Below are 25760 nucleotides of genomic sequence, written 5' to 3' on the forward strand. Positions count from 1 at the left end.
ATCCGGGGCCGCACTGCGCGGCCCCGCCTTCATTTGCGGGCTTTGAGGATCACGAACTTCGGTGTCGCGGCCACCTGTTCAACCCCCCGGAACAGGCGCGCCAATTTGCTGTGATAGCCCAAGTGGCGATTGCCGACGATGTACAACGCACCGCCAACCACCAAGGCCTCACGCGCCTGTTGGAACATGCGCCAGGCAAGGAAGTCGCCCACCACCTGCTGTTGGTGGAACGGCGGGTTGCACAGCACCACATCCAGCGATTGCTTTTCCAGCCCGGCCAGGCCATCGCCTGCCTGCACCGTCACCGCGCGATCGCCCAGCGCCGCCTGCCAGTTTTCCTGCGCCGACTGCACCGCCATGTACGATTCATCCACCAGTGTGTAGTGCGCCTGGGGGTTGGCCAGCGCGCTGGCGATGGCCAGCACACCGTTGCCGCAACCCAGGTCGGCGACACGGGCATTGCCCAGGCCCTGTGGCAGGTGGGGGAGGAAGGCCCGTGTGCCGATGTCCAGGCCGTCGCGGCAGAATACGTTGGCATGGTTGAGCAGTTCGAGCGCCGGTGACTCGAGGCGGTAGCGGGTCGGGTAGGGGGAGCGTGCGGCTGGGCGCTCGCTGAAGGTGGCCGTCAGCAATCGCGCTTTTTTTTGCGCCAGCGAAGCCTGGACCGGGCCGATGTACTTCTCCAGCAGTTCACCCGCAGCCCTAGGCAAGTGTTTGATCATGGCCGCAGCGATGACCTGGGCGCCGGGCGCCAGATGGCCTTGCAAGCGGATCAGTTGCTCTTCGAGCAGTGCAAGGGTTTTAGGCACACGGACCAGCACGCAATCGAAGTTCCCCTGCCAATGCTCGCTGGCGGGCACGAAAGGTACGCTGTCGAAAGCCTTGCCGTTGCGCGCGAGGTTTTTTTCCAGGGCCATGCGGGCCAGGTGCGAATCACCGCTGCTGACCACTGGCACGTGGTCGACCAGGCTGACGGCCAGCGCGCCGAAACTGTCATTGAGTACCAGCACGCTGCTCCCGGCAGCCAGTGGCTGAGCGTGCAGTTGCTCAAGCAGGTATTCATCGGCGGCGTCAAAGGCCTGCAACGGGTCGTTGGCCTGGTCCGGGTGGCGGATCAGGTCGAGTTCGGCATAGGGTGTGATCAACAGGGGCATGGCATCTGGCTCGGGCACGGATCTGCCCGAGACGGATCGTCACGAGCTTTGGTACGCGATTCTACAGGGCTTTGCGGCGGGTCGCAGGCTGGGCTACTGGTCGATCAGGCCCCGCATCATCGCAATGGCGACGGCGCCGGCCTTGTTGGAGGCGTTGGTCTTGGTGATCACGCTGCGGATATGGAAGTTCACCGTGCTGAGCGACAGGGACAGAATGCAGGCAACGTCGGCTGCAGTCTTGCCGGCGGCCGACCACTTCAGCACCTCGAGTTCGCGATCGCTCATCTTCAGTGGCGAACTCAATTTGCCCAGGTGGTGCTCGCAAATGGTGTCATGCAGCGTGTGGCAAAGCCATTGCACCTGGCCGGCCTTGTCGTACAGTTCGTGGATATCGATCTCGCCACAGGGCCTTGCCACACTGAGCTGTGTCTCGTTGTGCCGGAGGTCGTGCAGCGACTGAGTCCAGCCGTGGCGCAGGCCATGTTTGCACGCCTGCTCACGGAAGTCAGGGGCTTCACGATACAACTCATCGGTCCACAGTACCGGCCCGGTCGACGTGTGGCTCAGTGCTGCTGCCGGGTCCTGCTTGTAGAACTCATCGCGCTGATAGCGCTCGATCCAGGCCAGCGGGTAGTTGCTGTACAGGTACAGCCTGGGGGCCTGGGCCGCAAGTTGAATGCGCAGCTTGAGCCCCATGAACTCCATGCCCAGGTCCTGTGCCAGGTGTACTGCAAGGTCGAATACCTTCTGGGGCGTGCTTTCAGTGACCAGGCGATGTAAATGCTCGTGATTCCAGTGAGGCATTGGCCCCCTCCGTCGCGTCCTGAGGACTCAATCCGTTTGCATACCGGAACAATTGTAGGAAAAGACCGAGCGGCATGTTGGGTTTTTTTTGTTAAGGAGGTCTCATCTGCCCATGGAAACGGCTGAGTGGTCGTCTGTGCCCTTACAATCGAACGGTTTTTATCCTGGCCGCTTTGCGCGACACTGTGCGTACGCTATTCACGGAGCCCGTCATGACCGCCAGTGCCGAAAAGTTTACCCGCCAGACCCTGCTGGACGTCCAGCCACTGACGCCTGGCCTGTTCAGCCTGCGGGTGACTCGCGACCCGGGCTTTCGCTTCCGGGCCGGGCAATTCGCGCGGCTTGGCGTGACCAAGGCCGATGGCAGCGTGGTCTGGCGTGCCTATTCGATGGTCAGTGCGCCGCATGACGAGTATCTCGACTTCTTCTCCATCGTGGTGCCGGGCGGGGAGTTCACCAGCGAGCTCAGCCGCCTCGGCGAGGGTGATACCCTGCTGATCGACCGCCAGGCGTTTGGCTACCTGACCCTTGACCGTTTCGTCGGTGGCCGTGACCTGTGGCTGTTGGCGACCGGTACTGGCATTGCGCCGTTTATGTCGATCCTGCAGGACTTCGAGGCCTGGGAGCGTTTCGACAGCATCAAACTGGTGTATTCGGTACGCGAGGCCAAGGAGTTGGCCTATGTGGATGACATTGCCGGGCTTGAACAGCGTGATTACCTGGCGGAGTTTGCAGGCAAGCTGCAATTCATCCCGGTGGTTACCCGTGAGCAGCATCCGGGTGCGTTGAATGCGCGTATCACCACGTTGATCGAGAACGGCGAGCTGGAAAAAGCGGCGGGGCTCGAACTGTCGCCCGAGCACTCACGGGTCATGCTTTGCGGCAATCCGCAAATGATCGATGAGACCCGCAAGGTGCTCAAGGCGCGTGACTTGCAGTTGAGCTTGAGCAAGCGGCCTGGCCAGGTGGCCGTGGAGAATTACTGGTAGCTGCAAGCTACAAGCTACAAGCTACAAGCTACAAGCTACAAGCTACGAGCTACAAGCTGCGAGCGTTGCGCTGAGCGGCTTTTCTCTTGCCGCTTGCAGCTTGCCGCTTGCAGCTCCTCAGGGCAGGCGATTCTGGTTCTGGGATTTGAGCAAATCCCGGATCTCGGTCAGCAGCGTTTCCTGAGGGGTGGGTGTTGGTGGAGCGCTTGGCGTCACGGCCTCTTCGCGCTTCAAACGGTTGATCGCCTTCACACCCATGAAGATGGCGAATGCCACGATCACGAAGTCGATCACCGTCTGGATGAACTTGCCGTAGGCCAGCACCACGGCCGGTACGTCACCTTCAGCTGCCTTCAAGGTAATCGCCAGGTCACTGAAGTCCACGCCCCCGATCAGCAGCCCCAGCGGGGGCATGATGACGTCGCCGACGAAGGAGGAGACGATCTTGCCGAACGCCGCGCCGATAATGATACCGACCGCCATGTCGACGACATTTCCCTTGACCGCGAAGGCCTTGAACTCACTGATCATTCCCATGTTCGATATCCCTTATAACAAATGGTGGCGTCAACCCAGTGTAAACCAGCAAAACGCTTGATGCTTGCCGCTCAGGGGTAATGACTGCTCCGGGCAAGAATAGTTTTGTCGCATCCAGGCGCGATCAATACCGCTCTGCGTCGGCTATCATGGCCACTTTTTCCAGGAGACCCTGCCCATGGCCAAGGCCAAGCGCTTGTATGGCTGCACCGAGTGCGGCGCTACCTTTCCCAAATGGGCCGGCCAGTGTGGCGAATGCGGGGCCTGGAACACCCTGGTCGAAACCATGATCGAGAGCGGTGGCGCAGCGCCACCCAGCGGTCGCGCCGGCTGGACCGGGCAGCAGGCGCAGATCAAGACCCTGGCCGAAGTCAGCGTCGAGGAGATTCCACGCTTCACCACCAGCAGCACCGAACTCGATCGCGTGCTCGGTGGCGGCCTGGTCGATGGCTCGGTGGTGTTGATCGGTGGTGATCCGGGCATCGGCAAATCGACCATTCTGCTGCAGACCTTGTGCAACATTGCCGTTGGCATGCCGGCACTGTATGTCACCGGCGAAGAATCGCAGCAGCAGGTGGCCATGCGCTCACGCCGGCTGGGGCTGCCCCAGGACCAACTCAAGGTGATGACCGAGACGTGTATCGAAACGATCATCGCCACGGCTCGTCAGGAAAAGCCCCGGGTCATGGTCATCGATTCGATCCAGACCATCTTCACCGAGCAATTGCAATCCGCGCCCGGCGGTGTCGCCCAGGTGCGCGAAAGTGCGGCTTTATTGGTGCGCTACGCCAAACAGAGCGGTACGGCAATCTTCCTGGTCGGCCACGTCACCAAGGAAGGCTCCCTGGCGGGGCCGCGGGTGCTGGAGCACATGGTCGACACCGTGTTGTATTTCGAGGGTGAGTCCGATGGCCGCTTGCGCTTGCTGCGTGCGGTGAAGAATCGCTTCGGCGCGGTCAATGAACTGGGCGTCTTCGGCATGACCGACCGTGGGCTCAAAGAGGTGTCCAACCCATCGGCGATCTTCCTCAACCGGGCTCAGGAAGAAGTACCGGGTAGCGTGGTCATGGCCACCTGGGAAGGTACCCGGCCGATGCTGGTAGAGGTACAGGCGCTGGTCGATGACAGCCACCTGGCCAACCCGCGGCGTGTCACCCTGGGCCTGGACCAGAACCGCTTGGCCATGTTGCTGGCGGTGCTGCACCGCCATGGTGGTATCCCCACCCATGACCAGGACGTGTTTCTCAATGTCGTCGGCGGCGTGAAGGTCCTTGAAACCGCGTCGGATCTGGCCTTGTTGGCTGCGGTCATGTCCAGCCTGCGCAACCGGCCGTTGGCCCATGGGCTGCTGGTATTTGGCGAGATCGGTTTGTCGGGCGAGGTGCGGCCGGTTCCCAGTGGGCAGGAGCGCCTCAAAGAAGCGGCGAAACACGGCTTCAAGCGGGCCATCGTGCCCAAGGGCAACGCGCCGAAGGAATCACCGGCCGGCTTGCAAGTGATCGCCGTGACCCGGCTCGAGCAGGCCCTGGACGCCTTGTTCGAGTAACCCGCTTGCGGGGTTGGCCGTGGGCCGACGCAGGCAAACAAAAAGGGGGAGCCGACGATGCGCATCGGCTCCCCCTGCTTTACCGCTCAGTCAGCGATCAGTGCTCGGCTACCGGCGTTCGCCTGGGCGCCGTATTGCCATGCTCGTCCTGCTCCAGCACCGGCACCTCATTCCCCTCGGCGTCGAACAGCTTGCCTTCCTTGAAGTAGTCGCCATCGCGCAGCGCAGAGATGTCCGAGTACTGGATGGTGCGCTCGTAGCCTGCGGCGAATACTGACTGCTGGTCCGAATTGCCTGCCGTGAAATGGTTGAAGATCAGGTTCAGCACGATGGCCATGATCGCTGCCGAGCTGATGCCGGAGTGGAAGATGGTCTCGAACCAGTTCGGGAAGTGGTGGTAGAAGTTCGGCGCGGCAATCGGGATCATGCCAAAGCCCAGCGAAGCGGCGACGATGATCAGGTTGACGTTGTTCTTGTAGTTGACCTTGGACAGGGTGCGGATGCCGCTGGCAGCCACGGTGCCGAACAGCACGATGCCTGCGCCGCCCAGTACCGGCGTCGGCACTGCTGCAATCACCCGGCCCATCACCGGCAGCAGGCCCAGCACCACCAGGATCACGCCACCGGTGGCCACCACGTAGCGGCTCTTGACCCCGGTCACGGCCACCAGGCCTACGTTCTGGGCAAAGGCGCTCTGAGTGAACGAGCCGAACACCGGTGCCAGGATGCTCGAGGCCATGTCGGCGCGCAGGCCATTACCCAGGCGCTTGGAGTCGACCTTGGTATCGATGATTTCACCTACGGCCAGGATGTCGGCCGAGGTTTCCACCAGGGTCACCATGATCACGATGCACATCGACAGGATTGCCGCGATGTGGAAAGTCGGCATGCCGAAGTGGAAAGGGGTGGGGAAGGCGAACATCGGGCCTTCGGCGACTTTGCTGAAGTCGGTCATGCCCAGCGCCCAGGCAATCAGGGTGCCGCACACCATGGCCAACAGAATCGAAAGGCGCGAAATGGTCGCGTTGCCCAGTTTGCTCAGCAGCAGCACGATGGCGAAGGTCAGCGCTGCCAGGCCGATGTTGGCCATGCTGCCGAATTCCGGCGAAGCACTGTTGCCGCCCATCACCCAGCGTGCGGCCACCGGCATCAGCGTCAGGCCGATGGTGGTGATGACGATGCCGGTGACCAGCGGCGGGAAGAACTTGGTGATGCGCGAGAACACCGGGGTGATCAGAAAGCCGATCAGCGAAGCCGCCATGACTGCACCCAGCACGCCTGGCAAGCCGCCACCGTCCTGGCTGCTGAGAATCGCCCCCATGGTTGCCACGCCAGCGAACGATACGCCCTGTACCAACGGCAGCTGGCATCCAAAGAATGGCAGACCGAGCGTTTGCAGCAGCGTTGCCAGGCCCCCGGCAAACAGCGAGGCCGCGATAAGCATGCCTATCTCGGCACCGTTCAGGCCCGCAGCCTGCCCAAGGATCAGCGGTACTGCGACGATCCCTCCATACATGGTCAGCACATGCTGAAGGCCATAAGCCAAGTTGGCTCCAAGGCCGAGGTTTTCGTCCTCGGGGCGCTTGGCGGGAGACGTGCTAGGGGACGTAGTCATTGAGCAGGCTCACTGTTTATTGTTGTGCCGCTACTGTAGACACTTCCTACAAATGATTGCTACAAGAATTGTATACAATATTTTGATTGGAGCGCGAACAAGCAGGCTTGCAGGGTGTGCAAGAACGCAATGCAGATCGCGTACCAACTCGTTGAATACGATGTTAGAGGGGTGTGTACAACGTGGTGATACCCAGCTTGAAAGCTGTCTGGGTAGACAAGAAACACAAGGTGGGAAAGCTATTAGCTAGCTAAGAGATCCCATTATTCGATGAGTTGACGCAGCTCGCGCATCATTTCGGTGCTGTCAGCCACGTTCAATTCCACAAGACGGTGCAAATGGCTCATCGAATCGATGTCGATGTACAGGCAAATGAACCCCAACCGCTTCGCCTCTTCATGGCGCAGTTCCACTTGCATTTGCACATGGGTGTGGGGGTCCAGCTGGATGATCGCATCGAAATCCTGCGTGAGGTCGGCGTTCCACGGCTCAGGGCGCTCGATCAACAGGCCCTTGAGCGAAAGATCGAGCAGTTTGACCGGCCAGCGGCGATCGCCCTGGCGCAGCTCGGTGGGGGCGTCGAAATCAATGCGCTGGAAGCGCCGGCGATCGTCGGAAGGAGTGGTCATGGCGGGCCCTCGTCATTAGCACTGACTATAGACCAGCCACGGGCACTCCTGCCGGATGACGGGTGGCCCGGATGACATATGGCCGAGTCACCTGGCTACACCTTTATTCGGCAACGAAATCGAGGTCGAGCACCTGCACGATTTCAGCGTGTACAGATGCACCAATCGCGTGTCGTCCAAGGGCAATCGAGTTGCCTGATCATTGAAAGCCGATGCCCCTTTCCTGAACAACTGGCAAAAATGACAGGCCTGCCAGGGCGCGGCTTGCCTCCCAGGCATGAGGTTGTGCGGGTAGCTGCGTTCTAGAGCCTGTGCTCGCCGGTGGCTACATGCCAATTCGGGATGGTAAACCCTTCAAGCAAGCCCTAGACTCAAGGGGCTGTCTATTCCAACCACTTAGCTGGAAGCATGCCATGAACAACAATAACAGCCTGCTACGCCACATCCCGTGGCTGGCGCTGGCGGTCATCGGGGCTTGTGCGCTGGGTGTGGTCGCCCTGCGTCGAGGCGAGGCGATCAATGCCTTGTGGATCGTGGTCGCGGCAGTGGCCATCTACCTGGTCGCCTACCGTTACTACAGCCTGTTCATCGCCACCAAGGTGATGCAACTCGACCCACGCCGAGCGACCCCTGCGGTGCTCAACAACGACGGTCTGGACTACGTCCCGACCAACAAACACATTCTTTTCGGTCACCACTTCGCCGCCATCGCTGGCGCCGGCCCCCTGGTCGGTCCCGTGCTCGCTGCGCAAATGGGCTACCTGCCCGGCACGCTCTGGCTGATCGCCGGTGTGGTGCTGGCCGGTGCGGTGCAGGACTTCATGGTCCTGTTCCTGTCCACTCGCCGCAACGGCCGCTCGCTGGGCGACATGGTGCGCGAGGAGATGGGCCGCATCCCTGGCACCATCGCCCTTTTCGGCTGCTTCCTGATCATGATCATCATCCTCGCGGTGCTGGCGCTGATCGTGGTCAAGGCCCTGGCTGAAAGCCCATGGGGCATGTTCACGGTGATGGCGACCATCCCGATCGCGATGTTCATGGGCATCTACATGCGCTACATCCGCCCGGGGCGTATCGGCGAGATTTCGGTCGTCGGCGTGGTCCTGCTGCTGGCGTCGATCTGGCTGGGGGGCCAGATTGCCGCGGATCCGGTCTGGGGCCCGGCGTTCACCTTCACCGGCGTGCAGATCACCTGGATGCTGGTGGGTTACGGCTTCGTCGCCGCCGTGCTGCCTGTGTGGCTGGTGCTGGCGCCGCGTGACTACCTGTCGACCTTCCTCAAGATCGGCACCATCCTCGGCCTTGCCATCGGTATCCTGATCATCGCGCCAGAGCTGAAAATGCCTGCGCTGACCCAGTTCACCGACGGCACTGGCCCGGTGTGGAAGGGCACACTGTTCCCGTTCCTGTTCATCACCATCGCCTGTGGTGCGGTGTCCGGCTTCCACGCGCTGATTTCCTCGGGGACCACGCCGAAGCTGCTGGACAACGAAACCAACGCCCGCTACATCGGCTACGGCGGCATGCTGATGGAGTCGTTCGTCGCCATCATGGCCATGGTCGCTGCCTCGGTCATCGAGCCAGGCGTTTATTTCGCCATGAACAGCCCGGCCGCAGTGGTCGGTACCGACGTCGTGTCGGTGGCCCAGACGGTCAGCAGTTGGGGGTTCCTCATCACCCCCGAGCAGCTTGAGGCCGTAGCCCGCGACATCGGCGAGCACACCGTCCTGGCCCGTGCCGGTGGTGCGCCGACACTGGCGGTGGGTATTGCGCAGATCCTGCACCAGGTGCTGCCGGGTGAAAACACCATGGCCTTCTGGTACCACTTCGCGATCCTGTTCGAAGCACTGTTCATCCTGACCGCAGTTGACGCCGGTACCCGTGCCGGCCGCTTCATGCTGCAGGACCTTCTGGGCAGCTTCGTACCGGCGCTCAAACGTACCGAGTCGTGGACCGCCAACCTGATCGGCACGGCCGGCTGTGTGGCGCTTTGGGGTTACCTGCTGTATCAGGGCGTGATCGACCCGCTGGGTGGCATCAACACCCTGTGGCCACTGTTCGGCATCTCCAACCAGATGTTGGCCGGTATCGCCCTGATGCTCGGCACCGTGGTGTTGATCAAGATGAAGCGCCAGCACTACATGTGGGTCACCTTGCTGCCAGCGGTGTGGCTGCTGATCTGCACAACCACTGCAGGGCTGATCAAACTGTTCGACCCGAACCCTGCGGTTGGCTTCCTGGCCCTGGCCGAGAAGTACAGCACCGCCCTGGATGCCGGTCAGGTGCTGGCCCCAGCCAAGGACATCGGGCAGATGCAGCATGTGATCTACAACGCCTACACCAACGCCGGGCTCACCGTGTTGTTCCTGGTTGTGGTGTTCAGTGTGCTGTTCTTTGCGGTCAAGGTCGGTTACGCCGCCCTCGGTCGCAAGGAACGCACCGACAAGGAAACCCCGTTCCAGGCACTGCCTGACGCTTGAGAGGAATGCTGCGATGTTCAACGACCTGGGTCGACTGGGTAAATACCTGGGGCAGGCTGCCCGCCTGATGGTCGGCATGCCCGACTACGACAACTATGTCGAGCACATGCAGACCAAGCACCCGGACAAGCCGGTGATGAGCTACGAGGCGTTCTTCCGGGAACGCCAGGAAGCCCGCTACGGTGGCAAGTCTGGCCCGAAGTGCTGCTGATCCGGCACACTGCGTGAACCTGTGGGAGCCTGTGGGCTCCCACAGTCATTTTCAGCTTCAGGAGATTTCTGCGTGCAGACGCCCATTCCCGTAACCGTGCTCACCGGTTTTCTCGGTGCCGGCAAGACCACGTTGCTCAAGCACATGCTAAAAGCCGAGCACGGCCTGAAAATCGCTGTGATCGAGAACGAGTTCAGCGAGGCAGGCATCGACAGCCAGCTGCTGGGTGACGAGCCGGTGCAGGTCATGACCCTGGCCAACGGCTGTGTTTGTTGCAGCATTCACGGCGACCTGACCCGTGCCCTGTTCCTGCTGCTCGAGCGCCTGGACGCCGGGGAGATCGCTTTCGATCGCCTGGTGATCGAATGCACCGGCCTGGCCGATCCCGCGCCGGTGGCGCAGACCTTCTTCGTCGAAGAGGAGCTGCGCGACCGCTATCTCCTCGATGGCATCATTACCCTGGTCGATGCGGCTCATGCCGACTTGCACCTGACCCAGACCATCGCGCAGGCCCAGGTGGGCTTCGCCGACCGCCTGTTGCTGAGCAAGACCGACCTGGTCGAGCCTGCGGTGGTGGAGGCGCTGCGCGAACGCCTGGCACGTATCAATGGCCGTGCAGCGATGCGCGTGGTCGAGCATGGCCGTATCGACCTGGCCGAACTGCTCGATGTGCGCGGGTTCAACCTCAACCCTGACCTGGGCGCCAACCTCAGGCCAACCCTGCGCCCAGTGTTCAGACCCGCCACACCTGACCGCATCTCGACCCTGGTGCTGCGTACCGAGGTCCCTCTGGACATCGACCGCCTCAGCGACTTCATGAACGAGTTGCTCGAGACGCACGGCAAGCAACTGCTGCGCTATAAGGGTGTGCTCAACATTGCCGGAGAAGACCGTCGCCTGGTATTCCAGGGCGTGCTCAAACTCTACGGTTTCGATTGGGACGCCGAGTGGGCCGAAGGCGAAACGCGCGAAAGCGTGATGGTATTCATTGCCGATGAGCTGCCTGAGGCGAAGATTCGGGCGGGTTTCGAAGCTTTGGCCGCGGGCTGAGCCGGCCAGGCGCCTGGGGGGCGAACCACTGCGGCCATGAACTGCGGTGACGCGTGTGTACCTCGATGCAGGGGATCAGCCGCTCGGCGAGCACCTCGGTCTGCTGCACGGCTTTGGCAATGCGATATTTGACGCTGTGGATGCACTCGCGGTCGCCGAACTCGCAGCGGTTCAGCGCAGTACCGCCACAGGGGCCATTGGCCAGGCCCTTGGGGCAGGTTTCAGGGCAGACGTACAACGTGTCTTCCAGGCGGCACCGGCCACAGGTGTCGCAGCCCAGCAACGGGCGCTTCACGCTGCGTTCCAGGCTGTGCAGCCAACGGGCGCCGTTGTCGCTGGCCCACAGCGGCCGGCGCACGGCCCAGCCAAAGGCCTTGCTCAGCCAGTTGTTACGGCTGAACAACAGGGCATGAAACCCATGCAACAGGTGATAACGCAGTTTCTCCCTGGCCGTTGCGCTGACCTGCGACTGGCCTTGGCGCCAGGCTGCTTGTGGTGGGTGGAAGGTCACCGCCGGCAGGCCTGGCATCTGCCAGCTCTCGGCCCAGGCCGTTGCCCACTGTGCCTGTGAATGGATACGCGCTTGCCAGTCCTGGATACGCGCCTCAAGGGCGAGCAGTTGCTCGAGCTCATGCACCCCGGAAAGGTGCACCCCGGCATACCCCATCGACTTTACGCCAATGATCTGCAGGGCCAGGCGATCGACGCTGCGTGCCTGGGCATAGGCTTTGGAGACGGCCGCTTCGGCCTCGAGCATGTCGCGCATCGACGGCGAGACGGTAACGCCGGCGACATGCTCGAGCATCGCGGCACGGCCATGGCTCAGGCTCATCAGGCAGGCCAGCAGAGGCTTGGGGTCGGCCTGACGGCCCATCCACTGCATGGCCTCCAGATGCTTGCTGGCATCGAAACCCAATTGCAGGGTGAGGAAGTCGGCGCCCGCAGCGAGCTTCTTCTGCGCCTTGAGGTACTGCGCACCGCCTTCTTCCTCACGGTATTTGAAGGGGTTGAGTGCAGCCCCCAGCAGCCAGTGGGGGCAGGCCTCGCGTGCAATTTGTAGTGCCGCGACCGACTCCAGATAGCGCACTGGGCGCTCGCCTGGCTGGTGGCCGGGCAGGCGATCGCCGGTCAGTAGCAGCAGTTGGTCGAGACCGGCGGCGTCCATGTTTTTCAGTTGCGCCAGCAGGTCATGGCGTTCACGGTCCTTGCCAGAAAAGTGCGGCAGGGCAGGGACCGGTTTACTGAAGCTGGACAGGGCGTCCAATGGCGAGAGGTCCAGCGGGCTACCGACACGGTCGCCGATGGCCACGGTCATTGGCCAGCCGCACAAGTGCCCACGGGCCATGATCGCCTCCATCGCAGCGAAGCGTTCGGCCGACGGCTTGGGCACGAATTCCATGACGCAGACGAAGGTTTTATCGCGCAGCGCCGATCTAAGCAGGCTCATGGCAGTGGGGCACCTGGATTTGTCAGGGAAGCATTGTGCGACGCGTCTCAGGTGCGGGCATGTCTGGAAGCGTACGAGGTTGCTCTGAACGAGACGTGCTCGTGGCCTTCCATCATCAGCCAATAGGCCAATAAATGGCATTGAACCCTATGAGCGGGTCAGAAGTGGGTGGCCACCGATTTCGGCGGCCTGGAACAACCTCGGGCCTTGACCCAGGCTCAACGCTCGATCGCTAAAGCGACCCCCTGGCCGCCACCGATGCACAGCGTGGCCAAACCCTTCCTGGCGTCGCGCTTGATCATTTCATGCAGCAAGGTCACCAGCACCCGGCACCCCGAAGCACCGATCGGATGGCCAAGGGCAATCGCCCCGCCGTTGACGTTGACCCGCTCGGCATCCCACTCCAGCGCCTTGCCCACCGCCAGCGCCTGGGCAGCGAAGGCTTCGTTGGCCTCGATCAGGTCAAGCTCGCCCAATTGCCACCCAGCCTTGTCCAGGCAGCGCTGGGTCGCTGACACAGGGCCAATACCCATGATCGCCGGGTCGACCCCGGCACTGGCGTAGCCGGCAATCCTGGCCAATACCGGCAGGCCAAGGGCGTTGGCCTTGCCTGCACTCATCAGCAGCACCGCAGCAGCGCCGTCGTTGAGGCTGGAAGCGTTGCCAGCGGTGACGCTGCCGTCTTTCTTGAAGGCCGGGCGCAGCTTGGCCAAGGAATCGGCGGTGGTGTCAGGGCGTGGCTGCTCGTCACGGTCGAAGACCTTGGGGTCACCTTTTTTCTGCGGCATCACAATGGGTGTGATCTCGTCCTTGAAGCGGCCGGCATCGATGGCAGCCACCGCCTTGCGCTGCGACTGGGCAGCGAACGCATCCTGCTGTTCACGGCTGATACCGTACTTTTCCACCAGGTTCTCGGCCGTAATGCCCATGTGGTAATCGTTGAAGGCATCCCACAGCCCGTCACTGATCATGCTGTCGACCAACTGGCCGTGGCCCATGCGCTGGCCGGTACGCGCCGACGGCATCACGTAGGGGGCCAGGCTCATGTTTTCCTGGCCTCCGGCGATCACTACCTCGGCGTCACCGCACCGGATGGCCTGGGCTGCCAGGTGCAAGGCCTTCAGGCCCGAGCCGCAGACTTTGTTCAGGGTCAGCGCCGGCACGCTGAAGGGCAGGCCGGCCTTGATCGCGGCTTGGCGGGCGGGGTTCTGCCCGGCGCCGGCGGTGAGTACCTGGCCGAGGATCACCTCATCGACCTGAGCCGGGTCCAGGCCGGTCTGCTCCAGCAGGCGCTTGATCACGGCAGCGCCCAGGTCTACTGCAGGCACGTTGGCCAGAGCCCCCTGGAAGCTGCCGATGGCGGTACGGGTTGCGGCGACGATGACCACATCGTTCATCTTGTTGTTCTCCGTGTGCAGGTGGTCGCCCAGCGGGCGCAGAGCCACCAGCTTCGGCGGGTTTGGCTCATTTGTTAAGTTTGTTTTTCTTTGCCATTGATGTGAAAACCCAATGAATGGCACCGGGACGGGTGTCCGGTTCTGGGTAGTTGCCACCGGTTCTTGCCAGCGCATGAGGGCTTGCCGGGGGCGCATCGTTTTGCATCCCTCCGATCACCCCGTAATATGTGTCGGATAACCTGTGGGGGTAGTCTCACCCTCTGATCAATCGGAATCGCCCGAGGCGGCGCTTCCCCGGCATAAACCTGACGAGGTACAGACATTGGCCATCATTCATCCTAAGGTTCGCGGTTTCATCTGCACCACGACCCACCCCAAGGGCTGCGAGCTGAACGTCCGTGACCAGATCGAAGCCACCCGCAAGCTGGGCGTGCGCGAGGATGGCCCGAAGAAGGTCCTGGTCATTGGTGCATCCAGCGGCTACGGCCTGGCGGCACGCATTACCGCAGCCTTCGGCTTCAAGGCCGATACGCTGGGCGTATTCTTCGAGAAGCCAGGCACCGAGACCAAGGCTGGCACTGCCGGCTGGTACAACGCTGCTGCCTTCGACAAGTTCGCCAAGGCCGAGGGCCTGTACAGCAAGTCGATCAACGGTGACGCTTTTTCCGATGAAGCACGCGCCAAGGTCATCGAGCTGATCAAGAACGAAATGGGCGGTCAGGTCGACCTGGTCATCTACTCCCTGGCCTCGCCCGTGCGCAAGCTGCCGCAGACCGGCGAAGTGATCCGCTCCGCCCTCAAGCCGATCGGCCAGCCGTACAAGTCGACCGCCATCGACACCAACAAAGACACCATCATCGAGGCCAGCATCGAGCCGGCCACCGAGCAGGAAATCGCAGACACCGTCACCGTCATGGGCGGCCAGGACTGGGAGCTGTGGATCGATGCCCTGAACGCCGCTGGCGTGCTGGCGCCACAGGCTCGCACCGTAGCCTTCAGCTACATCGGTAGCGACATCACCTGGCCGATCTACTGGCATGGCGCCCTGGGCAAGGCCAAGCAGGACCTGGACGAAACCGCCCAGCGCCTGGCCGGCAAGGTCGGTGGCAGCGCCAACGTGGCGGTGCTCAAGTCGGTGGTCACCCAGGCCAGTTCGGCCATTCCGGTGATGCCGCTGTACCTGTCGATGGTCTTCAAGATCATGCAGGAGAAGGGCGTTCACGAGGGCACCCAGGACCAGCTGGACCGCATGTTCCGTGACCGTATGTACCGTGCTGACGGCGCCGCGGCGGAGCTGGACGAGAAGGGCCGCCTGCGCCTGGACGACTGGGAACTGCGCGAAGACGTGCAGGGCGCCTGCAAGGCCCTGTGGCCGCAAGTGACCACCGAGAACCTGTTCGAACTGACCGACTACGCCGGTTACAAGAAGCAGTTCCTGAACCTGTTCGGTTTCGAGCGCGCTGACGTCAACTACGACGAAGATGTGGCCACTGAGGTGAAGTTCGACTGCGTCGAGCTGTAAGCCCCTTGGCTTGTACCGGCCCCGCGAAAGGGCCGGTACAGCCCCCGAATTTTTTGCTAGCGTTGGCGCACGACAACAGGAAGCGCGCCATGAGCAGCCTCACCCAGCCGGCCACGCCTTTTCGCCAGACCACAGCCGACGGCTACAGCCTTGGTGGTTTCTGCTGGCGCCACGCCCAAGCCAATCCCCAGCGCCCGCTGGTGATCATCAACGCCGCCACGTCCGTGCGCTGCCGCTACTACACCCGCTTTGCCGATTACCTGTTCGCCCAAGGCTGCGATGTGTTGACCTACGACTACCGCGGCATCGGCGAATCCCGGCCGCCTTCCTTGCGTGGTTTCCAGGCCTCCTGGAGCGACTGGGGCAGGCTGGATTTCGAAGCGATGCTGGTACACGCCAGCCAGGCATTTCCCTGCCAGCCGGTGGATGTCGTGGGGCACAGCTTCGGTGGTTGCGCCGTGGGGCTGGCGCCGTCTGCCGGGCGGATCAGGCGGGTGCTGATGGTTGGGGCGCAGTTCGCCTACTGGCGCGACTACGCAGCCGATCAGCGATGGCGGCTGTATGGCAAGTGGCACGTGGCGATGCCCTTGCTGACCCGCGTGTTCGGTTACTTCCCCGGCAAGCGCCTGGGCTGGATGGAAGACACGCCCGCAGGTGTGGTGCAGGACTGGACTACCGCTACTGCACGTTACGAGCAAAGGCCCAGCGGGCGCCAGTTGCAGCATGTGCCGTTTGCTCAGGTGCGGGCTGCAACCTTGGCGATCAGCCTGACCGATGACCCGTTCGGCACGGTGGCCGCTACGCAGCGATTGCTAGGTTATCTGCAGGGCGCAGAGCGTCGGCATCTGCGGATCGCCCCTGCGGATATCGCGGTCGAGGAGATTGGTCACTTCGCGTTCTTCCATGACCGGTTCCGCGAGAGCCTGTGGCCGATTGCGCTGGCGTGGGTGCAGCGCGGCGGGTTGCCGGCCGGTGGGCCGGGGCAGGTGATCAGCTGATGCGGCCTGCCCGGCCCGGCAGTATCAGGCGTTGCGCGAAAGCGGCTGCGCGGTGAATTTCACCCCCGCCAGGCCATGCGAGATCAGCGCACGGATGTTGCCATGGTCGGTGCCTTGGGGCGTGGCCACCACGTCGCGGTAGTGTTCGCCGAAGGCCAGCAACGCCTCCTGGTCGCTCAGCCCCTCCAGCAGGGCCAGGCCCAGCGTCTTGCACGAGCCTTCGTTCTGCCCGGCGGCGTTTTCCACGCCACCGTTGGTGAAGGCCTGTGGTTGGTAGCTGTAGTTGGCGGCGATGAACGCCAGGGTGTCGGCAAAGGCGTGTTCGCCGCTGGCCAGGCTGGCGCGCAGGGTGTTCAGATCAGTCACGAGGTTTTCCTTTTTCAAACGCCGCTTGCTGGTCGGCGCTGGCTTCTTTCTGGTACTGGCTTTTCCATTCGGCGTAGGGCATGCCATACACCGCTTCACGGGCGTCATCCAGGCTGATGTCGACCTGGCGTTCGTCGGCCGCGGCCTTGTACCACTTGGACAGGCAGTTGCGGCAGAAACCGGAAAGGTTCATCAGGTCGATGTTCTGCACGTCGGTGCGGTTCTGCAGGTGTGCGACCAGGCGCCGGAAGGCGGCGGCCTCGAGTTCGAGTTGTTCTTGCGCTGTCATGGGGTTCTCTCAAATCATGCGATTCTTCAGGTGGCGGCCACCGTTGATGACCACCTGGCTGCCGGTGCTGTATTGGCTGTCGAGCAGGTATTTGACCGTCTCGATCAGCGGGCCTGGGCCGGGTTCGAATTCCAGCAGGGCCTTTTTCAGGGTCTGCTGGCGATAGGCTTCGTCGCCCCCTTCCTTGAGGATCAGCAGCCCGGGCAGGATACCGTTGACGTGCACCGTGGGCGCATATTTTTCGGCAAACGACAGCACCATGTTCTGCAGCGCTGCCTTGGTGGCGGCATAGCCGATATGGCTCTTGCTGCCACGCGAGGACGTTTCGTCGCAGATGTGGATGATATCGGCCTTGTCGACCTTGTTCAGCAAATCACCCAGCGCCAGGTTCAGGTGGTAGGGCGCCTCGACGTGGAGGCGGAACATGGTCTGCAGGTTGTCCAGGCCATCGTCGAGCCACAAGGAGGCATTGTGGATGATCGCGCGCAGGCCATCGTAGTGCTGCTGCAGGTAGTCGATCAGCGCCTGGCGTTCGGCCGCCAGGCAAAGGTCGGCCTGGAACTGCACGATGTTCGGGTGCGCAGGCTGGGGCTGCACGCTGCGGCTGGCACTGACCACGGTATGGCCGGCCTCTGCCAGCTCGAGGGCCAAGGCCAGCCCGACGCGCTGGCTGGCTCCGGTAACGAGAATTGGGCTGTTCATGTGCGGGCGGTCAACTTGTCTTTCCTGTCGTTGCCGCCCAGCATACCCGAACTGTTTCCCTCGTGTGCGGCCTCGCCTCAGCGGCTGCGCAGAGCGGCGCCTGAGGCAGGCGAAGCATGCAGCCAGCTGGCCAGCAGGCGGGTGGAGAGCGGGATGAACAGGTACACCATCAGTGGCGTCAGTGCCACGGTGCTGAGCATCACACGCGGCAGCAGTTCCAGTGCGTTCAGCCAGTGGCCGAACAGCACGTTGAACAACAGCGACACGGGAAAGAATGCCAACCAGATCGCTACCGCCTGTTTCCAACGGGGTGGTTTTTGCACTGTATTGCTGCCAAACCAGTCATCGATGCCGCTGACGCGCCTCTCTTTGGGGCGCTCGAACAGGCCGTTGCCGCGCTGCAGCCAGGCGCGGCGTGACGCCGAATGCTCCCAGGCGTGCAGGGTGGGCTCGTCGCTGAAGCGGAAAATGATCTGGAATTCATCGCTGTCGTGGGGCGGCGCGAGGATGCCCGAGCCGAGGTAGCCGGGGAAGTCGGTGGCCAGCTGCTCGCCTTCGTGCAGCCAGGCCAGCAGGTCCTGGTAGCGGCCGTGGGCGGCGCGGCGCGACACCATCAGGGTGACGGGTGGGGTAGACATCGTGTATCTCCTGGCGACGGGGCTGGCGGGTAGCCGGCCCCTTGGCTGTGTGGCCCGGGGTGGTGGGCGACACAAGCGTCTATGCAAGAATCGGGCGCGGATTATGGCTGATTGAACGTCATTGGCAACTGCCTGCCGCTGTGGCTGGGTAACCTGCGACCTTTCCTCCCGTAGTAGACTGCACCTCCAATTTATTGCGCACAGGTCATTCAGTGCAGATCGACAATCAGGGACTTACAGCGGAAGTCGAAGCAGGCCTGCAGCATCAGGACCTGTTCCCCATACGTGAGGTTTCCCGGCTCACCGGGGTCAATGTCGTGACCCTGCGTGCCTGGGAGCGGCGCTATGGGCTGATCCAGCCAACCCGCACCGACAGCGGCCACCGCCTGTATTCGCTGGCGGACATCGACGATATCCGGCGCATCCTCGGGTGGCTCGAGCGCGGCGTGGCGGTCAGCAAGGTAGGCAGTATTCTGGCGCGTGATCAGGCGAGCGCGGGTGACGCGTTTGCCGCCGATTCTGCCCTGCGCTGGCAGGCGCAAGTGCGCGAGGCAGTGCAACGCTTCGATGCCGCAAGCCTTGATCGGTTGTTCGACCAGGTGTTTGCCTGCATCAGCCAGGACCAGGTTTTCGCTGATGTATTCATGCCCGTCTGGCACGACCTGGCGGCGGGGCAAGGTGCGTTCGGCCAGGCCAGCGAGTGGCTGTTCCTCGATCAGTTTTTGCGTGCCCGAGTGTTCTCGCGCCTGCAACTCACGCGTCGGCAGCACAGCCGCTGCGTGCTTCTGGCGCCGCTATCGGCGCAGTGCCTGGAGCTGGAGCTGCTGGTCACCGGCCTGCTGTTGTGCAGCGATGATATCGGCGTGACGCTGTTGGCGCCTGGGCAGCCGCTGGATGAGTTGGCGGTCGTCTCTGCAAAGCTCAGGCCTGACGCTTTGGTGCTGTTCTCCAACCAGGCGCCCACCGCAGAGCTCAGCAAGCGCTTGAGCCGGATGGCTGTTGGGCTCGAGTGTCCATTGTTACTGGCGGGGGAAGCTGCCGAATTGGCCCAGGAAAGCCTGGCGGGCAGCCCGGTGGCGTGCTTGGGAGCAGAGGTGAGCGTGATGCGGCGGCGCCTGCGGCAATACCTGGCCGGTCAGCTCGACAGCTGAGCGTGCAGCTCCGGGTGGGCCTGACGATGGGCCTGCAGAATGTATTCACGCAAGCGCTCGGTTTCTTGCGCCAGGCTGCGGCTGAGGTCGTAGGCAGCGAGATCCGAGCCGATACGCCGGCGTAGCCTGCCGTGCAGTGTGATAGCCGGGATGCCCGCTGGCGCGAAGCGCAGGTCGAAGCGTGAAGGCGCTTCAGGCAGGCCGCGAATTTCCAGCAGCGCCCCTTTGAACGATATCTCGCGCACGAACAGCCCGCTGACCTTGCCCTGCCCATCCAGCAGCGCAGTGGGCTGGTCCATCGACAGGCGCCAAGGGCGCAGCATCGGGCCGTCTTCGTAGATTTCCGGCGAACCGATCTGCAGATGCACGGCGTGGAACTCGTCCTCCACCAGTTGCAGGGGGAAATTGATCTGCTGGTTGTTGAACTGGGCCTGCAGGGTCACTTGCTCGTTGGCTACCAGGCGAGCCAGCAACGATTGAATGCGCCGGTCGCCATTGACCAGCAGGCTCGACATCGGGTCGGTCTGGTTCAATTGCGGGGAATGCTGCATGTCCTGGATGAAATCCAGTTCGTCCTGGGTCAAAAGCGCATTGGCGTGCATGATCGAGCTCGGAGTTGGCGACTTCTTCAACGGGATTGACCCTGCCTTAGGCGCTTGGTTCCGGGCGCTCGTCGAAATCCCGACGAACGTGCATCTGCGCCAGTTCACGCTCCAGTTCGACCTGGCGGCTGACATCTTTCTGGATGCCGATGAAATACGTGCGGTTATCGGCATCGCATGTCACCGGCGTGATCGACAACTCGTTCCAGAAGGCGCTGCCGTCCTTGCGGTAGTTGCGCAGTACCTCGCGGCAGGGGCGGCCGTCGGCCAGCGCCTTGCGAATGCGTGCACGGGCAAGCTGGTCGCGGTCATCGGCCTGCAGAAAACGGCAATCCTGGTAAAGAATCTCGTCGCGGCTGTAGCCGGTCAGGCGCTCGAACGCCGGGTTGACGTAGATCAGAATGGTGTCATCGCCTTCCTGTTCGGCTACCACGATGCCGTCGTTGGACGCATCGACCATCGATTGCAGCAGTTGTGCGTTGATCATGTCCGGGCCAGTAGGCAAGAGGGCGTAGGGGTAGGCGGCCTTTTGCCACCGTCGGATGCTAGTATCCTACGTTTTCACTCAGTTTCGGAATCCATCTCCCGATGAAAATCGCCATTATTTCCGGCTCCGTGTACGGTACTGCCGAAGAAGTTGCCCGTCACGCCGAGTCGCTGCTCAAAGCTGCAGGCCATGACGCCTGGCACGCAGCCCGCGCCACCCAGCAGGATCTCGAAGGCTTTGCCCCAGAAGCCTTGCTGGCAGTGACCTCCACCACCGGCATGGGTGAGCTGCCGGACAACCTCATGCCGCTGTACAGCAGCATCCGCGACACCCTGCCCGCTGCCTGGCGTGGCCTGCCGGGGGCGGTCATCGCGCTGGGCGATTCCAGTTATGGCGATACTTACTGCGGCGGTGGTGAGCAGATGCGAGAGTTGTTCGCCGAACTGGGTGTGCGTGAAGTGCAGCCGATGCTCACGCTCGATGCCAGCGAGACAGTAACCCCGGAGACTGACGCCGAACCGTGGTTGGCGGCATTTGCTCAGGCCCTGGAGGCTTGAGGCTGTAGTGGCGACCCCCATGGGCCATGACCGTTCGTGCCACTGACTCGCTCGGTCATCAAGCTGGCTGTCAACGCAAGTTTCACCGAGTGGGTGGCTGACTAGACTCAGCCTCGACATAGAGAGCACATGTATGTGCCGAGGTGACATGCAATGAACGCAGCCTTGCCCTATAACCACCACAACCGTTGCATACCGGGACGAATCTGATGCCTTTGGCCGAGATACCATTGTGCGTCTGGCGTACCCGGAGTCAGACATTTTCATTCCGGGGCCAGAGCATAAGCTACTGGACCGCAGGGCAAGGAGAGCCTCTGCTGCTGTTGCATGGATTCCCGACCGCAAGTTGGGATTGGCATTACCTCTGGGCGCCGCTGGCCCAGCGCTTTCGCGTCATCGCCTGCGACATGCTCGGCTTTGGCGATTCGGCCAAGCCGCTCAACCATGGCTACAGCCTGATCGAGCAAGCCGACCTGCAGCAGGCGTTGCTTGCCCACCTCAAGGTCGACCAGCCCGTGCACCTGCTGGCACACGATTACGGCGGCAGTGTGGCCCAGGAGTTGCTGGCGCGGCACCATGAACAGCAGGGTGCGGACATCGCCAGTTGCGTGTTTCTCAACAGCGGTCTGTTTCCTGAAAGCTGCCGGGTACTGTTGATACAGAAACTGCTGCTCAGCCGCCTGGGTTGGCTGGTGGCGCGCTCGTTCGGGCGCGACGACCTGGTGCGCAACGTCAGCCAGGTCTACGGGCCGTGCACTCACCCCAGCGAAAGCGCACTGGATGATTTCTGGAGCCTGATCGCGGCCAACAGCGGCACTCGCATCCTGCACAAGCTGGTAGGTTTCGTGACCGAGCGCAGGCTGCATCGCGAGCGCTGGGTGGGGGCGCTGCAGCGTGACGGCGTGCCGCTGCGCTTGATCAACGGTGTGGTCGATCCGCTGAGCGGTGCGCAGATGGTCGAGCGTTACGGGCAACTGGTGCCCAACCCGGACATCGTGCAATTGCAAGGCATAGGCCATTACCCGCACACCGAAGCCCCTGTGCAGGTACTGCGCCATTATCTGGCCTTTCGCGAACAGCCGCTGCGCTACGTCCCGCAAAAAGTGGCCTGGTCCTGAGCGACTGACATCGTTGCGCGTTATCGCCTGGCATTCAGCCTGAGTGAGCTTGATTGTCCGCCGGCAGAAGCTGGTGGACACTCGAGGCCTTCAACCTATCTGGAGCCAGGAGCATGAGCGAGCCGGTACGTCTGCAAGACCGTGTGGTGATCGTCACCGGAGCCGGTGGTGGCTTGGGCCGCGCCCATGCCCTGCTGTTCGCCGCGCGTGGCGCCAAGGTGGTGGTCAACGATCTTGGTGGCTCTACCCATGGGGAAGGTTCCAGTGCTTCGGCGGCTGACCGGGTTGTCGAGCAGATCCGCGCCGCGGGAGGCATGGCCGTGGCCAACCACGACTCCGTGAGTGACGGCGCACGCATCGTCGAACAGGCGCTGGACAGCTTTGGTCGGGTCGATGTGCTGGTCAACAATGCCGGCATCCTGCGCGACAAGACCTTCCACAAGATGGACGACAGTGACTGGGATCAGGTCTACCGGGTCCATGTCGAGGGCGCCTATAAGGTTACCCGGGCTGCCTGGCCCCATTTACGCGAGCAGAACTGGGGGCGGGTGATCTTCACCGCTTCGACCTCTGGTATTTATGGCAACTTCGGCCAGGCCAATTACGGCATGGCCAAGCTTGGGTTGTATGGCTTGACCCGCACCCTGGCCATCGAGGGGCGCAAGCACGGCGTGCTGGTCAATGCCATCGCGCCCACCGGTGGCACGCGCATGACCGAAGGGCTGATCCCGGCCCAGGTGTTCGAGCGCCTCAAGCCTGAACTGGTCAGCCCCTTGGTGGTTTACCTGGGCAGCGAGCAGTGCCAGAGCAGCGGTGAGCTGTTCGAGGTGGGCGGAGGCTGGATAGGCAAGGTGCGCTGGGAGCGTAGCCTGGGTGTCGGCTTCGACCCGAGGGAAGGGTTCAGCCCTGAGCAGGTGGCCGACAGCTGGAACCAGATGGGTGATTTCGCTGACGCGGTACACCCGCAGGACAGCCTGCAGGCGTTGCAGCAGATGATGGCGAACCTGCAGCGCTATCCGCTGTAGCGTGCGTCCGCCACGCCCCAAACGCCCTATAAATAAAAAAAGGCCGCTGCAAGCGCAGCGGCCAATCGAGACGTCAGATCAAGGAGCTTCAAAATCAACGTCGGTGAACCTAGCAGGCCTGAAAGGCGGGGGGAGGGCCTTTCATGCCGGCCAGTGATCCCAGAATAAGCGCTTGATCAGGCAGGAAAAATAGCCCCTTGCGACATTCACCTTTACGTTCCAGGCAACAGTGCCATCGCCCCGCTCAGGCCTTCGGCGAGTAACCCATGCGCCAGCTGGTATTGCCCGCCGCTGCCAGCAGGCGCTGCGCCGCCGGCCCATGTTCATCGGCGTGAAAGATCGAGGTCGGCCCGACTACGGTCATCACCGCAGCGATCTGCCCCATGGCATTGAAAACGGGCGCCGAGAGCGCATCCACGCCCGGCATCAGCAAACCGTGCACATGGTGCAGGCCCCGTTCGCGAATGCCTGCCAGCAGCCGCTCGTAATCGCCCGCGCTCTGCTGCAGCACGGCAAGTTCCTTGTCGCGCAGCTCCAGGGTTTCGCGCTCAGGCAGATAGGCCGCAAACACCAGGCCGGTGGACGAGCTGAGCAGCGGCAGCACCGAACCGATCTGGGTCACCACCGTGACCGCCCGTACAGCAGGCTCGATGCTGACCACCGTGGCTCCCTGATTGCCCCACACGGCGATGAAGCAGCTTTCGTTGAGCTCGTCGCGCAACTGCGACAAGGGCAGCGCCGCCAGCTTCAGCACATCGATGCTACCCAACGCTGCCAACCCCACGCGCAATGCTTCGCGGCCCAGCCCGTAGTGGTTGGTGGCCGCATCCTGTTCGGCAAAGCCACTGGCAATGAGCGCTTGCAGGTAACGGTGCACTTTGCTCGCGGGCATCTGCACGTGCTCGGCCAACCGCGACAGGGAGGTAGACGGGGAGAGCTCGGCGAGGGCTTTGAGGATGTCGGTGCCGACTTCCGCCGAGCGGACCTTCTGCTTGCCGTTGTCGGTGGGGGGGCTGGCTTTGGCCATGGGTTACGGGTTTCCGGATTCGTCGAGTCGCGCCTTTATAGCTTGACGCATGACACGGAGCAAATTACGTTATTCGTAATCTGATTACGATAAATATAAAATCCGGAGGCATCGATGAACCGCGACACGTCGCCCGACCTTCAGTACCTGAGCGGCTTCGGCAATGAATTCGCCAGTGAAGCACTGCCTGGGGCCCTACCCATCGGGCAGAATTCTCCGCAGAAGGCCCCCTATGGCCTGTATGCCGAGCTGCTGTCGGGTACGGCGTTCACCATGGCGCGCAGCGAACTGCGCCGGACCTGGTTGTATCGCATCCGCCCCTCCGCCCTGCACCCGCGCTTCGAACGGCTGGCGCGTCAGCCACTGAACGGGCCGTTGGGCGCCGTCACCCCCAATCGCCTGCGTTGGAACCCTCAACCGTTCCCGGCTGAAGCAACCGACTTCATCGAAGGCTGGCTGCCGATGGTAGCCAATTCGGCTGCGGACAAACCGGCGGGGGTGAGTGTCTACATCTACTGCGCCAACCGCTCGATGGAGCGGGTGTTCTTCAATGCTGACGGTGAACTGCTGATCGTGCCGGAGCAGGGCCGCCTGCGCATCGTCACTGAGCTGGGGCTGCTGGAGGTCGAGCCGCAGGAGATCGCGGTGATACCGCGCGGCATGAAGTTTCGCGTCGAACTGCCTGATGGCCAGGCCCGTGGCTACATTGCCGAGAACCACGGCGCGCCATTGCGCCTGCCGGACCTGGGCCCGATCGGCAGCAATGGCCTGGCCAACCCTCGAGACTTCCTGGCCCCGGTCGCGCACTACGAGGCGGCTCAAGGCCCGGTGCAACTGGTGCAGAAGTTCCTGGGCGAACACTGGGCCTGCGAGCTGCAGCATTCGCCACTGGACGTGGTGGCCTGGCACGGCAGCAACGTGCCCTACAAGTACGACCTGCGCCGTTTCAACACCCTCGGCACGGTCAGCTTCGATCACCCCGACCCTTCGATCTTCACCGTATTGACCTCACCGACCAGCGTGCACGGTCTGGCCAACATGGACTTCGTGATTTTCCCACCGCGCTGGATGGTGGCCGAGAATACCTTCCGTCCACCGTGGTTCCACCGCAACCTGATGAACGAGTTCATGGGGCTGATCAGCGGTGCCTACGATGCCAAGGCCGAAGGTTTCCTGCCCGGCGGCGCGTCGCTGCACGGGGTGATGAGCGCCCACGGGCCCGATGCCGAGACCTGCGAGAAAGCCATCGCCGCTGACCTCGCGCCGCACAAGATCGACAACACCATGGCCTTCATGTTCGAGACCAGCCAGGTGCTGCGCCCGAGCCTGCAGGCCCTCGAATGCCCGCAGTTGCAGGCCGACTACGATAGTTGCTGGGCCACCTTGCCGAGCACCTTCAACCCGAACCGGAGATAACCC

At 62.6% G+C, this 25760-nt stretch carries 26 protein-coding genes; 12 read left to right on the forward strand and 14 right to left on the reverse strand.

All coding sequences use genetic code 11. The features are described 5' to 3' along the window. Positions 1-29: 29 nt before the first annotated feature. Together JNA92_RS21495 and JNA92_RS21500 are read right to left on the reverse strand one after the other, a co-directional pair. On the reverse strand, positions 30-1154 hold the full coding sequence (locus JNA92_RS21495; protein WP_241806546.1) for a methyltransferase: 1125 nt from the start codon (positions 1152-1154) through the stop codon (positions 30-32). A gap of 93 nt (positions 1155-1247) precedes the next feature. Beyond that, complete coding sequence (locus JNA92_RS21500) at positions 1248-1958, reverse strand: autoinducer binding domain-containing protein (RefSeq protein WP_241806547.1); 711 nt, start codon at positions 1956-1958, stop codon at positions 1248-1250. A gap of 212 nt (positions 1959-2170) precedes the next feature. Here JNA92_RS21500 and JNA92_RS21505 point away from each other — a divergent pair, with 212 nt between their 5' ends. Further along, on the forward strand, positions 2171-2947 hold the full coding sequence (locus tag JNA92_RS21505; protein WP_241806548.1) for a ferredoxin--NADP reductase: 777 nt from the start codon (positions 2171-2173) through the stop codon (positions 2945-2947). Positions 2948-3064: 117 nt separating this feature from the next. Here JNA92_RS21505 and mscL read toward each other — a convergent pair whose 3' ends face one another. Further along, positions 3065-3484, reverse strand: a complete 420-nt coding sequence (gene mscL / locus JNA92_RS21510) for a large-conductance mechanosensitive channel protein MscL (protein ID WP_241806549.1) — start codon at positions 3482-3484, stop codon at positions 3065-3067. Positions 3485-3662: 178 nt separating this feature from the next. On the opposite strand from mscL, the gene radA reads away from it, so the two are divergent. Further along, positions 3663-5030 carry a DNA repair protein RadA gene (gene radA, locus JNA92_RS21515; protein WP_241806550.1) on the forward strand — a complete coding sequence of 456 codons (1368 nt, stop codon included), beginning with the start codon at positions 3663-3665 and terminating at the stop codon, positions 5028-5030. Between the two features lie 97 nt (positions 5031-5127). Here the strand turns inward: radA and JNA92_RS21520 are convergent, their stop codons facing one another. Then, positions 5128-6645: a nucleobase:cation symporter-2 family protein gene (locus tag JNA92_RS21520; protein ID WP_241806551.1), complete on the reverse strand. Its 1518-nt coding sequence runs from the start codon at positions 6643-6645 to the stop codon at positions 5128-5130. A 263-nt stretch (positions 6646-6908) separates the two neighbouring features. After that, positions 6909-7274, reverse strand: coding sequence for a PilZ domain-containing protein (locus JNA92_RS21525; RefSeq protein ID WP_046784718.1), 366 nt, complete (start codon positions 7272-7274; stop codon positions 6909-6911). A gap of 413 nt (positions 7275-7687) precedes the next feature. On the opposite strand from JNA92_RS21525, the gene JNA92_RS21530 reads away from it, so the two are divergent. From JNA92_RS21530 to yjiA, 3 genes are all read left to right on the forward strand, one after another. Beyond that, on the forward strand, positions 7688-9754 hold the full coding sequence (locus JNA92_RS21530; protein WP_241806552.1) for a carbon starvation CstA family protein: 2067 nt from the start codon (positions 7688-7690) through the stop codon (positions 9752-9754). Positions 9755-9767: 13 nt separating this feature from the next. Continuing rightward, positions 9768-9965, forward strand: a complete 198-nt coding sequence (locus JNA92_RS21535; RefSeq protein ID WP_008094130.1) for a YbdD/YjiX family protein — start codon at positions 9768-9770, stop codon at positions 9963-9965. Positions 9966-10037: 72 nt separating this feature from the next. Beyond that, positions 10038-11015, forward strand: a complete 978-nt coding sequence (yjiA, locus tag JNA92_RS21540; protein WP_241806553.1) for a GTPase — start codon at positions 10038-10040, stop codon at positions 11013-11015. On the opposite strand, the gene JNA92_RS21545 is transcribed toward yjiA, so the two are convergent. Both JNA92_RS21545 and JNA92_RS21550 read right to left on the reverse strand, forming a co-directional pair. Continuing rightward, positions 10951-12462 carry a methylenetetrahydrofolate reductase C-terminal domain-containing protein gene (locus JNA92_RS21545; RefSeq protein WP_241806554.1) on the reverse strand — a complete coding sequence of 504 codons (1512 nt, stop codon included), beginning with the start codon at positions 12460-12462 and terminating at the stop codon, positions 10951-10953. The two genes, yjiA and JNA92_RS21545, sit on opposite strands and share 65 nt — an antisense overlap. 218 nt (positions 12463-12680) lie before the next feature. After that, entirely contained in the window at positions 12681-13859 is a 1179-nt protein-coding gene (locus tag JNA92_RS21550) for an acetyl-CoA C-acetyltransferase (protein WP_241806643.1), read from the reverse strand. Between the two features lie 322 nt (positions 13860-14181). On the opposite strand from JNA92_RS21550, the gene fabV reads away from it, so the two are divergent. Both fabV and JNA92_RS21560 read left to right on the forward strand, forming a co-directional pair. Next, positions 14182-15381 carry an enoyl-ACP reductase FabV gene (gene fabV, locus JNA92_RS21555; RefSeq protein WP_241806555.1) on the forward strand — a complete coding sequence of 400 codons (1200 nt, stop codon included), beginning with the start codon at positions 14182-14184 and terminating at the stop codon, positions 15379-15381. An 89-nt stretch (positions 15382-15470) separates the two neighbouring features. Then, the gene (locus tag JNA92_RS21560; protein WP_241806556.1) at positions 15471-16379 is read left to right on the forward strand and encodes an alpha/beta hydrolase family protein; all 909 of its coding nucleotides are present in this window, start codon (positions 15471-15473) and stop codon (positions 16377-16379) included. A gap of 24 nt (positions 16380-16403) precedes the next feature. Here the strand turns inward: JNA92_RS21560 and JNA92_RS21565 are convergent, their stop codons facing one another. The 4 genes from JNA92_RS21565 to JNA92_RS21580 form a co-directional block, all read right to left on the reverse strand. Then, positions 16404-16745 (reverse strand): HopJ type III effector protein, encoded by a 342-nt coding sequence (locus JNA92_RS21565; protein WP_241806557.1) that lies wholly within the window; start codon positions 16743-16745, stop codon positions 16404-16406. Further along, positions 16738-17034, reverse strand: coding sequence for a DUF1244 domain-containing protein (locus JNA92_RS21570; RefSeq protein WP_241806558.1), 297 nt, complete (start codon positions 17032-17034; stop codon positions 16738-16740). The genes JNA92_RS21565 and JNA92_RS21570 overlap by 8 nt, the downstream gene beginning before the upstream one ends. A gap of 9 nt (positions 17035-17043) precedes the next feature. Continuing rightward, entirely contained in the window at positions 17044-17736 is a 693-nt protein-coding gene (folM, locus tag JNA92_RS21575) for a dihydromonapterin reductase (protein WP_241806559.1), read from the reverse strand. A gap of 77 nt (positions 17737-17813) precedes the next feature. Beyond that, a complete protein-coding gene (locus JNA92_RS21580) occupies positions 17814-18374 on the reverse strand; it encodes an antibiotic biosynthesis monooxygenase (protein ID WP_241806560.1) in 561 nt (186 codons plus the stop codon). A 212-nt stretch (positions 18375-18586) separates the two neighbouring features. Here JNA92_RS21580 and JNA92_RS21585 point away from each other — a divergent pair, with 212 nt between their 5' ends. Then, a complete protein-coding gene (locus tag JNA92_RS21585) occupies positions 18587-19525 on the forward strand; it encodes a MerR family transcriptional regulator (RefSeq protein WP_431312476.1) in 939 nt (312 codons plus the stop codon). Here JNA92_RS21585 and JNA92_RS21590 read toward each other — a convergent pair. Further along, the gene (locus JNA92_RS21590) at positions 19510-20127 is read right to left on the reverse strand and encodes a hypothetical protein (RefSeq protein ID WP_241806645.1); all 618 of its coding nucleotides are present in this window, start codon (positions 20125-20127) and stop codon (positions 19510-19512) included. The two genes, JNA92_RS21585 and JNA92_RS21590, sit on opposite strands and share 16 nt — an antisense overlap. Before the next feature lie 46 nt (positions 20128-20173). After that, on the reverse strand, positions 20174-20614 hold the full coding sequence (locus JNA92_RS21595) for a PAS domain S-box protein (RefSeq protein ID WP_241806561.1): 441 nt from the start codon (positions 20612-20614) through the stop codon (positions 20174-20176). Between the two features lie 101 nt (positions 20615-20715). Between JNA92_RS21595 and JNA92_RS21600 the strand changes: the two genes are divergently transcribed. The 3 genes from JNA92_RS21600 to JNA92_RS21610 all read left to right on the forward strand — a co-directional run bounded on the left by JNA92_RS21600 (position 20716) and on the right by JNA92_RS21610 (position 23314). Next, positions 20716-21171, forward strand: coding sequence for a flavodoxin (locus tag JNA92_RS21600; protein ID WP_241806562.1), 456 nt, complete (start codon positions 20716-20718; stop codon positions 21169-21171). Positions 21172-21380: 209 nt separating this feature from the next. After that, positions 21381-22289: an alpha/beta fold hydrolase gene (locus tag JNA92_RS21605; RefSeq protein ID WP_241806563.1), complete on the forward strand. Its 909-nt coding sequence runs from the start codon at positions 21381-21383 to the stop codon at positions 22287-22289. A 113-nt stretch (positions 22290-22402) separates the two neighbouring features. Beyond that, entirely contained in the window at positions 22403-23314 is a 912-nt protein-coding gene (locus JNA92_RS21610; RefSeq protein ID WP_241806564.1) for an SDR family oxidoreductase, read from the forward strand. A gap of 244 nt (positions 23315-23558) precedes the next feature. On the opposite strand, the gene JNA92_RS21615 is transcribed toward JNA92_RS21610, so the two are convergent. After that, on the reverse strand, positions 23559-24341 hold the full coding sequence (locus tag JNA92_RS21615) for an IclR family transcriptional regulator (RefSeq protein ID WP_241806565.1): 783 nt from the start codon (positions 24339-24341) through the stop codon (positions 23559-23561). Positions 24342-24455: 114 nt separating this feature from the next. Between JNA92_RS21615 and hmgA the strand changes: the two genes are divergently transcribed. After that, positions 24456-25757: a homogentisate 1,2-dioxygenase gene (hmgA, locus tag JNA92_RS21620; protein WP_241806566.1), complete on the forward strand. Its 1302-nt coding sequence runs from the start codon at positions 24456-24458 to the stop codon at positions 25755-25757. Positions 25758-25760 lie beyond the last annotated feature (3 nt).

Origin of the sequence: Pseudomonas putida, from assembly GCF_022627325.1 — a bacterium.
Taxonomy (GTDB): domain Bacteria; phylum Pseudomonadota; class Gammaproteobacteria; order Pseudomonadales; family Pseudomonadaceae; genus Aquipseudomonas; species Aquipseudomonas putida_X.

What these genes read in the sequence shown, in the direction of transcription:
- JNA92_RS21500 (WP_241806547.1), bottom strand. Translation starts at nt 1,958, where the DNA reads ATGCCTCACTGGAATCACGAGCATTTACATCGCCTGGTCACTGAAAGC.
- hmgA (WP_241806566.1), top strand. Translation starts at nt 24,456, where the DNA reads ATGAACCGCGACACGTCGCCCGACCTTCAGTACCTGAGCGGCTTCGGC.
- folM (WP_241806559.1), bottom strand. Translation starts at nt 17,736, where the DNA reads ATGAACAGCCCAATTCTCGTTACCGGAGCCAGCCAGCGCGTCGGGCTG.
- JNA92_RS21545 (WP_241806554.1), bottom strand. Translation starts at nt 12,462, where the DNA reads ATGAGCCTGCTTAGATCGGCGCTGCGCGATAAAACCTTCGTCTGCGTC.
- JNA92_RS21505 (WP_241806548.1), top strand. Translation starts at nt 2,171, where the DNA reads ATGACCGCCAGTGCCGAAAAGTTTACCCGCCAGACCCTGCTGGACGTC.
- radA (WP_241806550.1), top strand. Translation starts at nt 3,663, where the DNA reads ATGGCCAAGGCCAAGCGCTTGTATGGCTGCACCGAGTGCGGCGCTACC.
- JNA92_RS21495 (WP_241806546.1), bottom strand. Translation starts at nt 1,154, where the DNA reads ATGCCCCTGTTGATCACACCCTATGCCGAACTCGACCTGATCCGCCAC.
- JNA92_RS21600 (WP_241806562.1), top strand. Translation starts at nt 20,716, where the DNA reads ATGAAAATCGCCATTATTTCCGGCTCCGTGTACGGTACTGCCGAAGAA.
- mscL (WP_241806549.1), bottom strand. Translation starts at nt 3,484, where the DNA reads ATGGGAATGATCAGTGAGTTCAAGGCCTTCGCGGTCAAGGGAAATGTC.
- JNA92_RS21610 (WP_241806564.1), top strand. Translation starts at nt 22,403, where the DNA reads ATGAGCGAGCCGGTACGTCTGCAAGACCGTGTGGTGATCGTCACCGGA.
- JNA92_RS21590 (WP_241806645.1), bottom strand. Translation starts at nt 20,127, where the DNA reads ATGCACGCCAATGCGCTTTTGACCCAGGACGAACTGGATTTCATCCAG.
- JNA92_RS21525 (WP_046784718.1), bottom strand. Translation starts at nt 7,274, where the DNA reads ATGACCACTCCTTCCGACGATCGCCGGCGCTTCCAGCGCATTGATTTC.
- JNA92_RS21560 (WP_241806556.1), top strand. Translation starts at nt 15,471, where the DNA reads ATGAGCAGCCTCACCCAGCCGGCCACGCCTTTTCGCCAGACCACAGCC.
- JNA92_RS21550 (WP_241806643.1), bottom strand. Translation starts at nt 13,859, where the DNA reads ATGAACGATGTGGTCATCGTCGCCGCAACCCGTACCGCCATCGGCAGC.
- JNA92_RS21615 (WP_241806565.1), bottom strand. Translation starts at nt 24,341, where the DNA reads ATGGCCAAAGCCAGCCCCCCCACCGACAACGGCAAGCAGAAGGTCCGC.
- JNA92_RS21580 (WP_241806560.1), bottom strand. Translation starts at nt 18,374, where the DNA reads ATGTCTACCCCACCCGTCACCCTGATGGTGTCGCGCCGCGCCGCCCAC.
- JNA92_RS21530 (WP_241806552.1), top strand. Translation starts at nt 7,688, where the DNA reads ATGAACAACAATAACAGCCTGCTACGCCACATCCCGTGGCTGGCGCTG.
- JNA92_RS21535 (WP_008094130.1), top strand. Translation starts at nt 9,768, where the DNA reads ATGTTCAACGACCTGGGTCGACTGGGTAAATACCTGGGGCAGGCTGCC.
- JNA92_RS21605 (WP_241806563.1), top strand. Translation starts at nt 21,381, where the DNA reads ATGCCTTTGGCCGAGATACCATTGTGCGTCTGGCGTACCCGGAGTCAG.
- JNA92_RS21570 (WP_241806558.1), bottom strand. Translation starts at nt 17,034, where the DNA reads ATGACAGCGCAAGAACAACTCGAACTCGAGGCCGCCGCCTTCCGGCGC.
- JNA92_RS21595 (WP_241806561.1), bottom strand. Translation starts at nt 20,614, where the DNA reads ATGATCAACGCACAACTGCTGCAATCGATGGTCGATGCGTCCAACGAC.
- JNA92_RS21520 (WP_241806551.1), bottom strand. Translation starts at nt 6,645, where the DNA reads ATGACTACGTCCCCTAGCACGTCTCCCGCCAAGCGCCCCGAGGACGAA.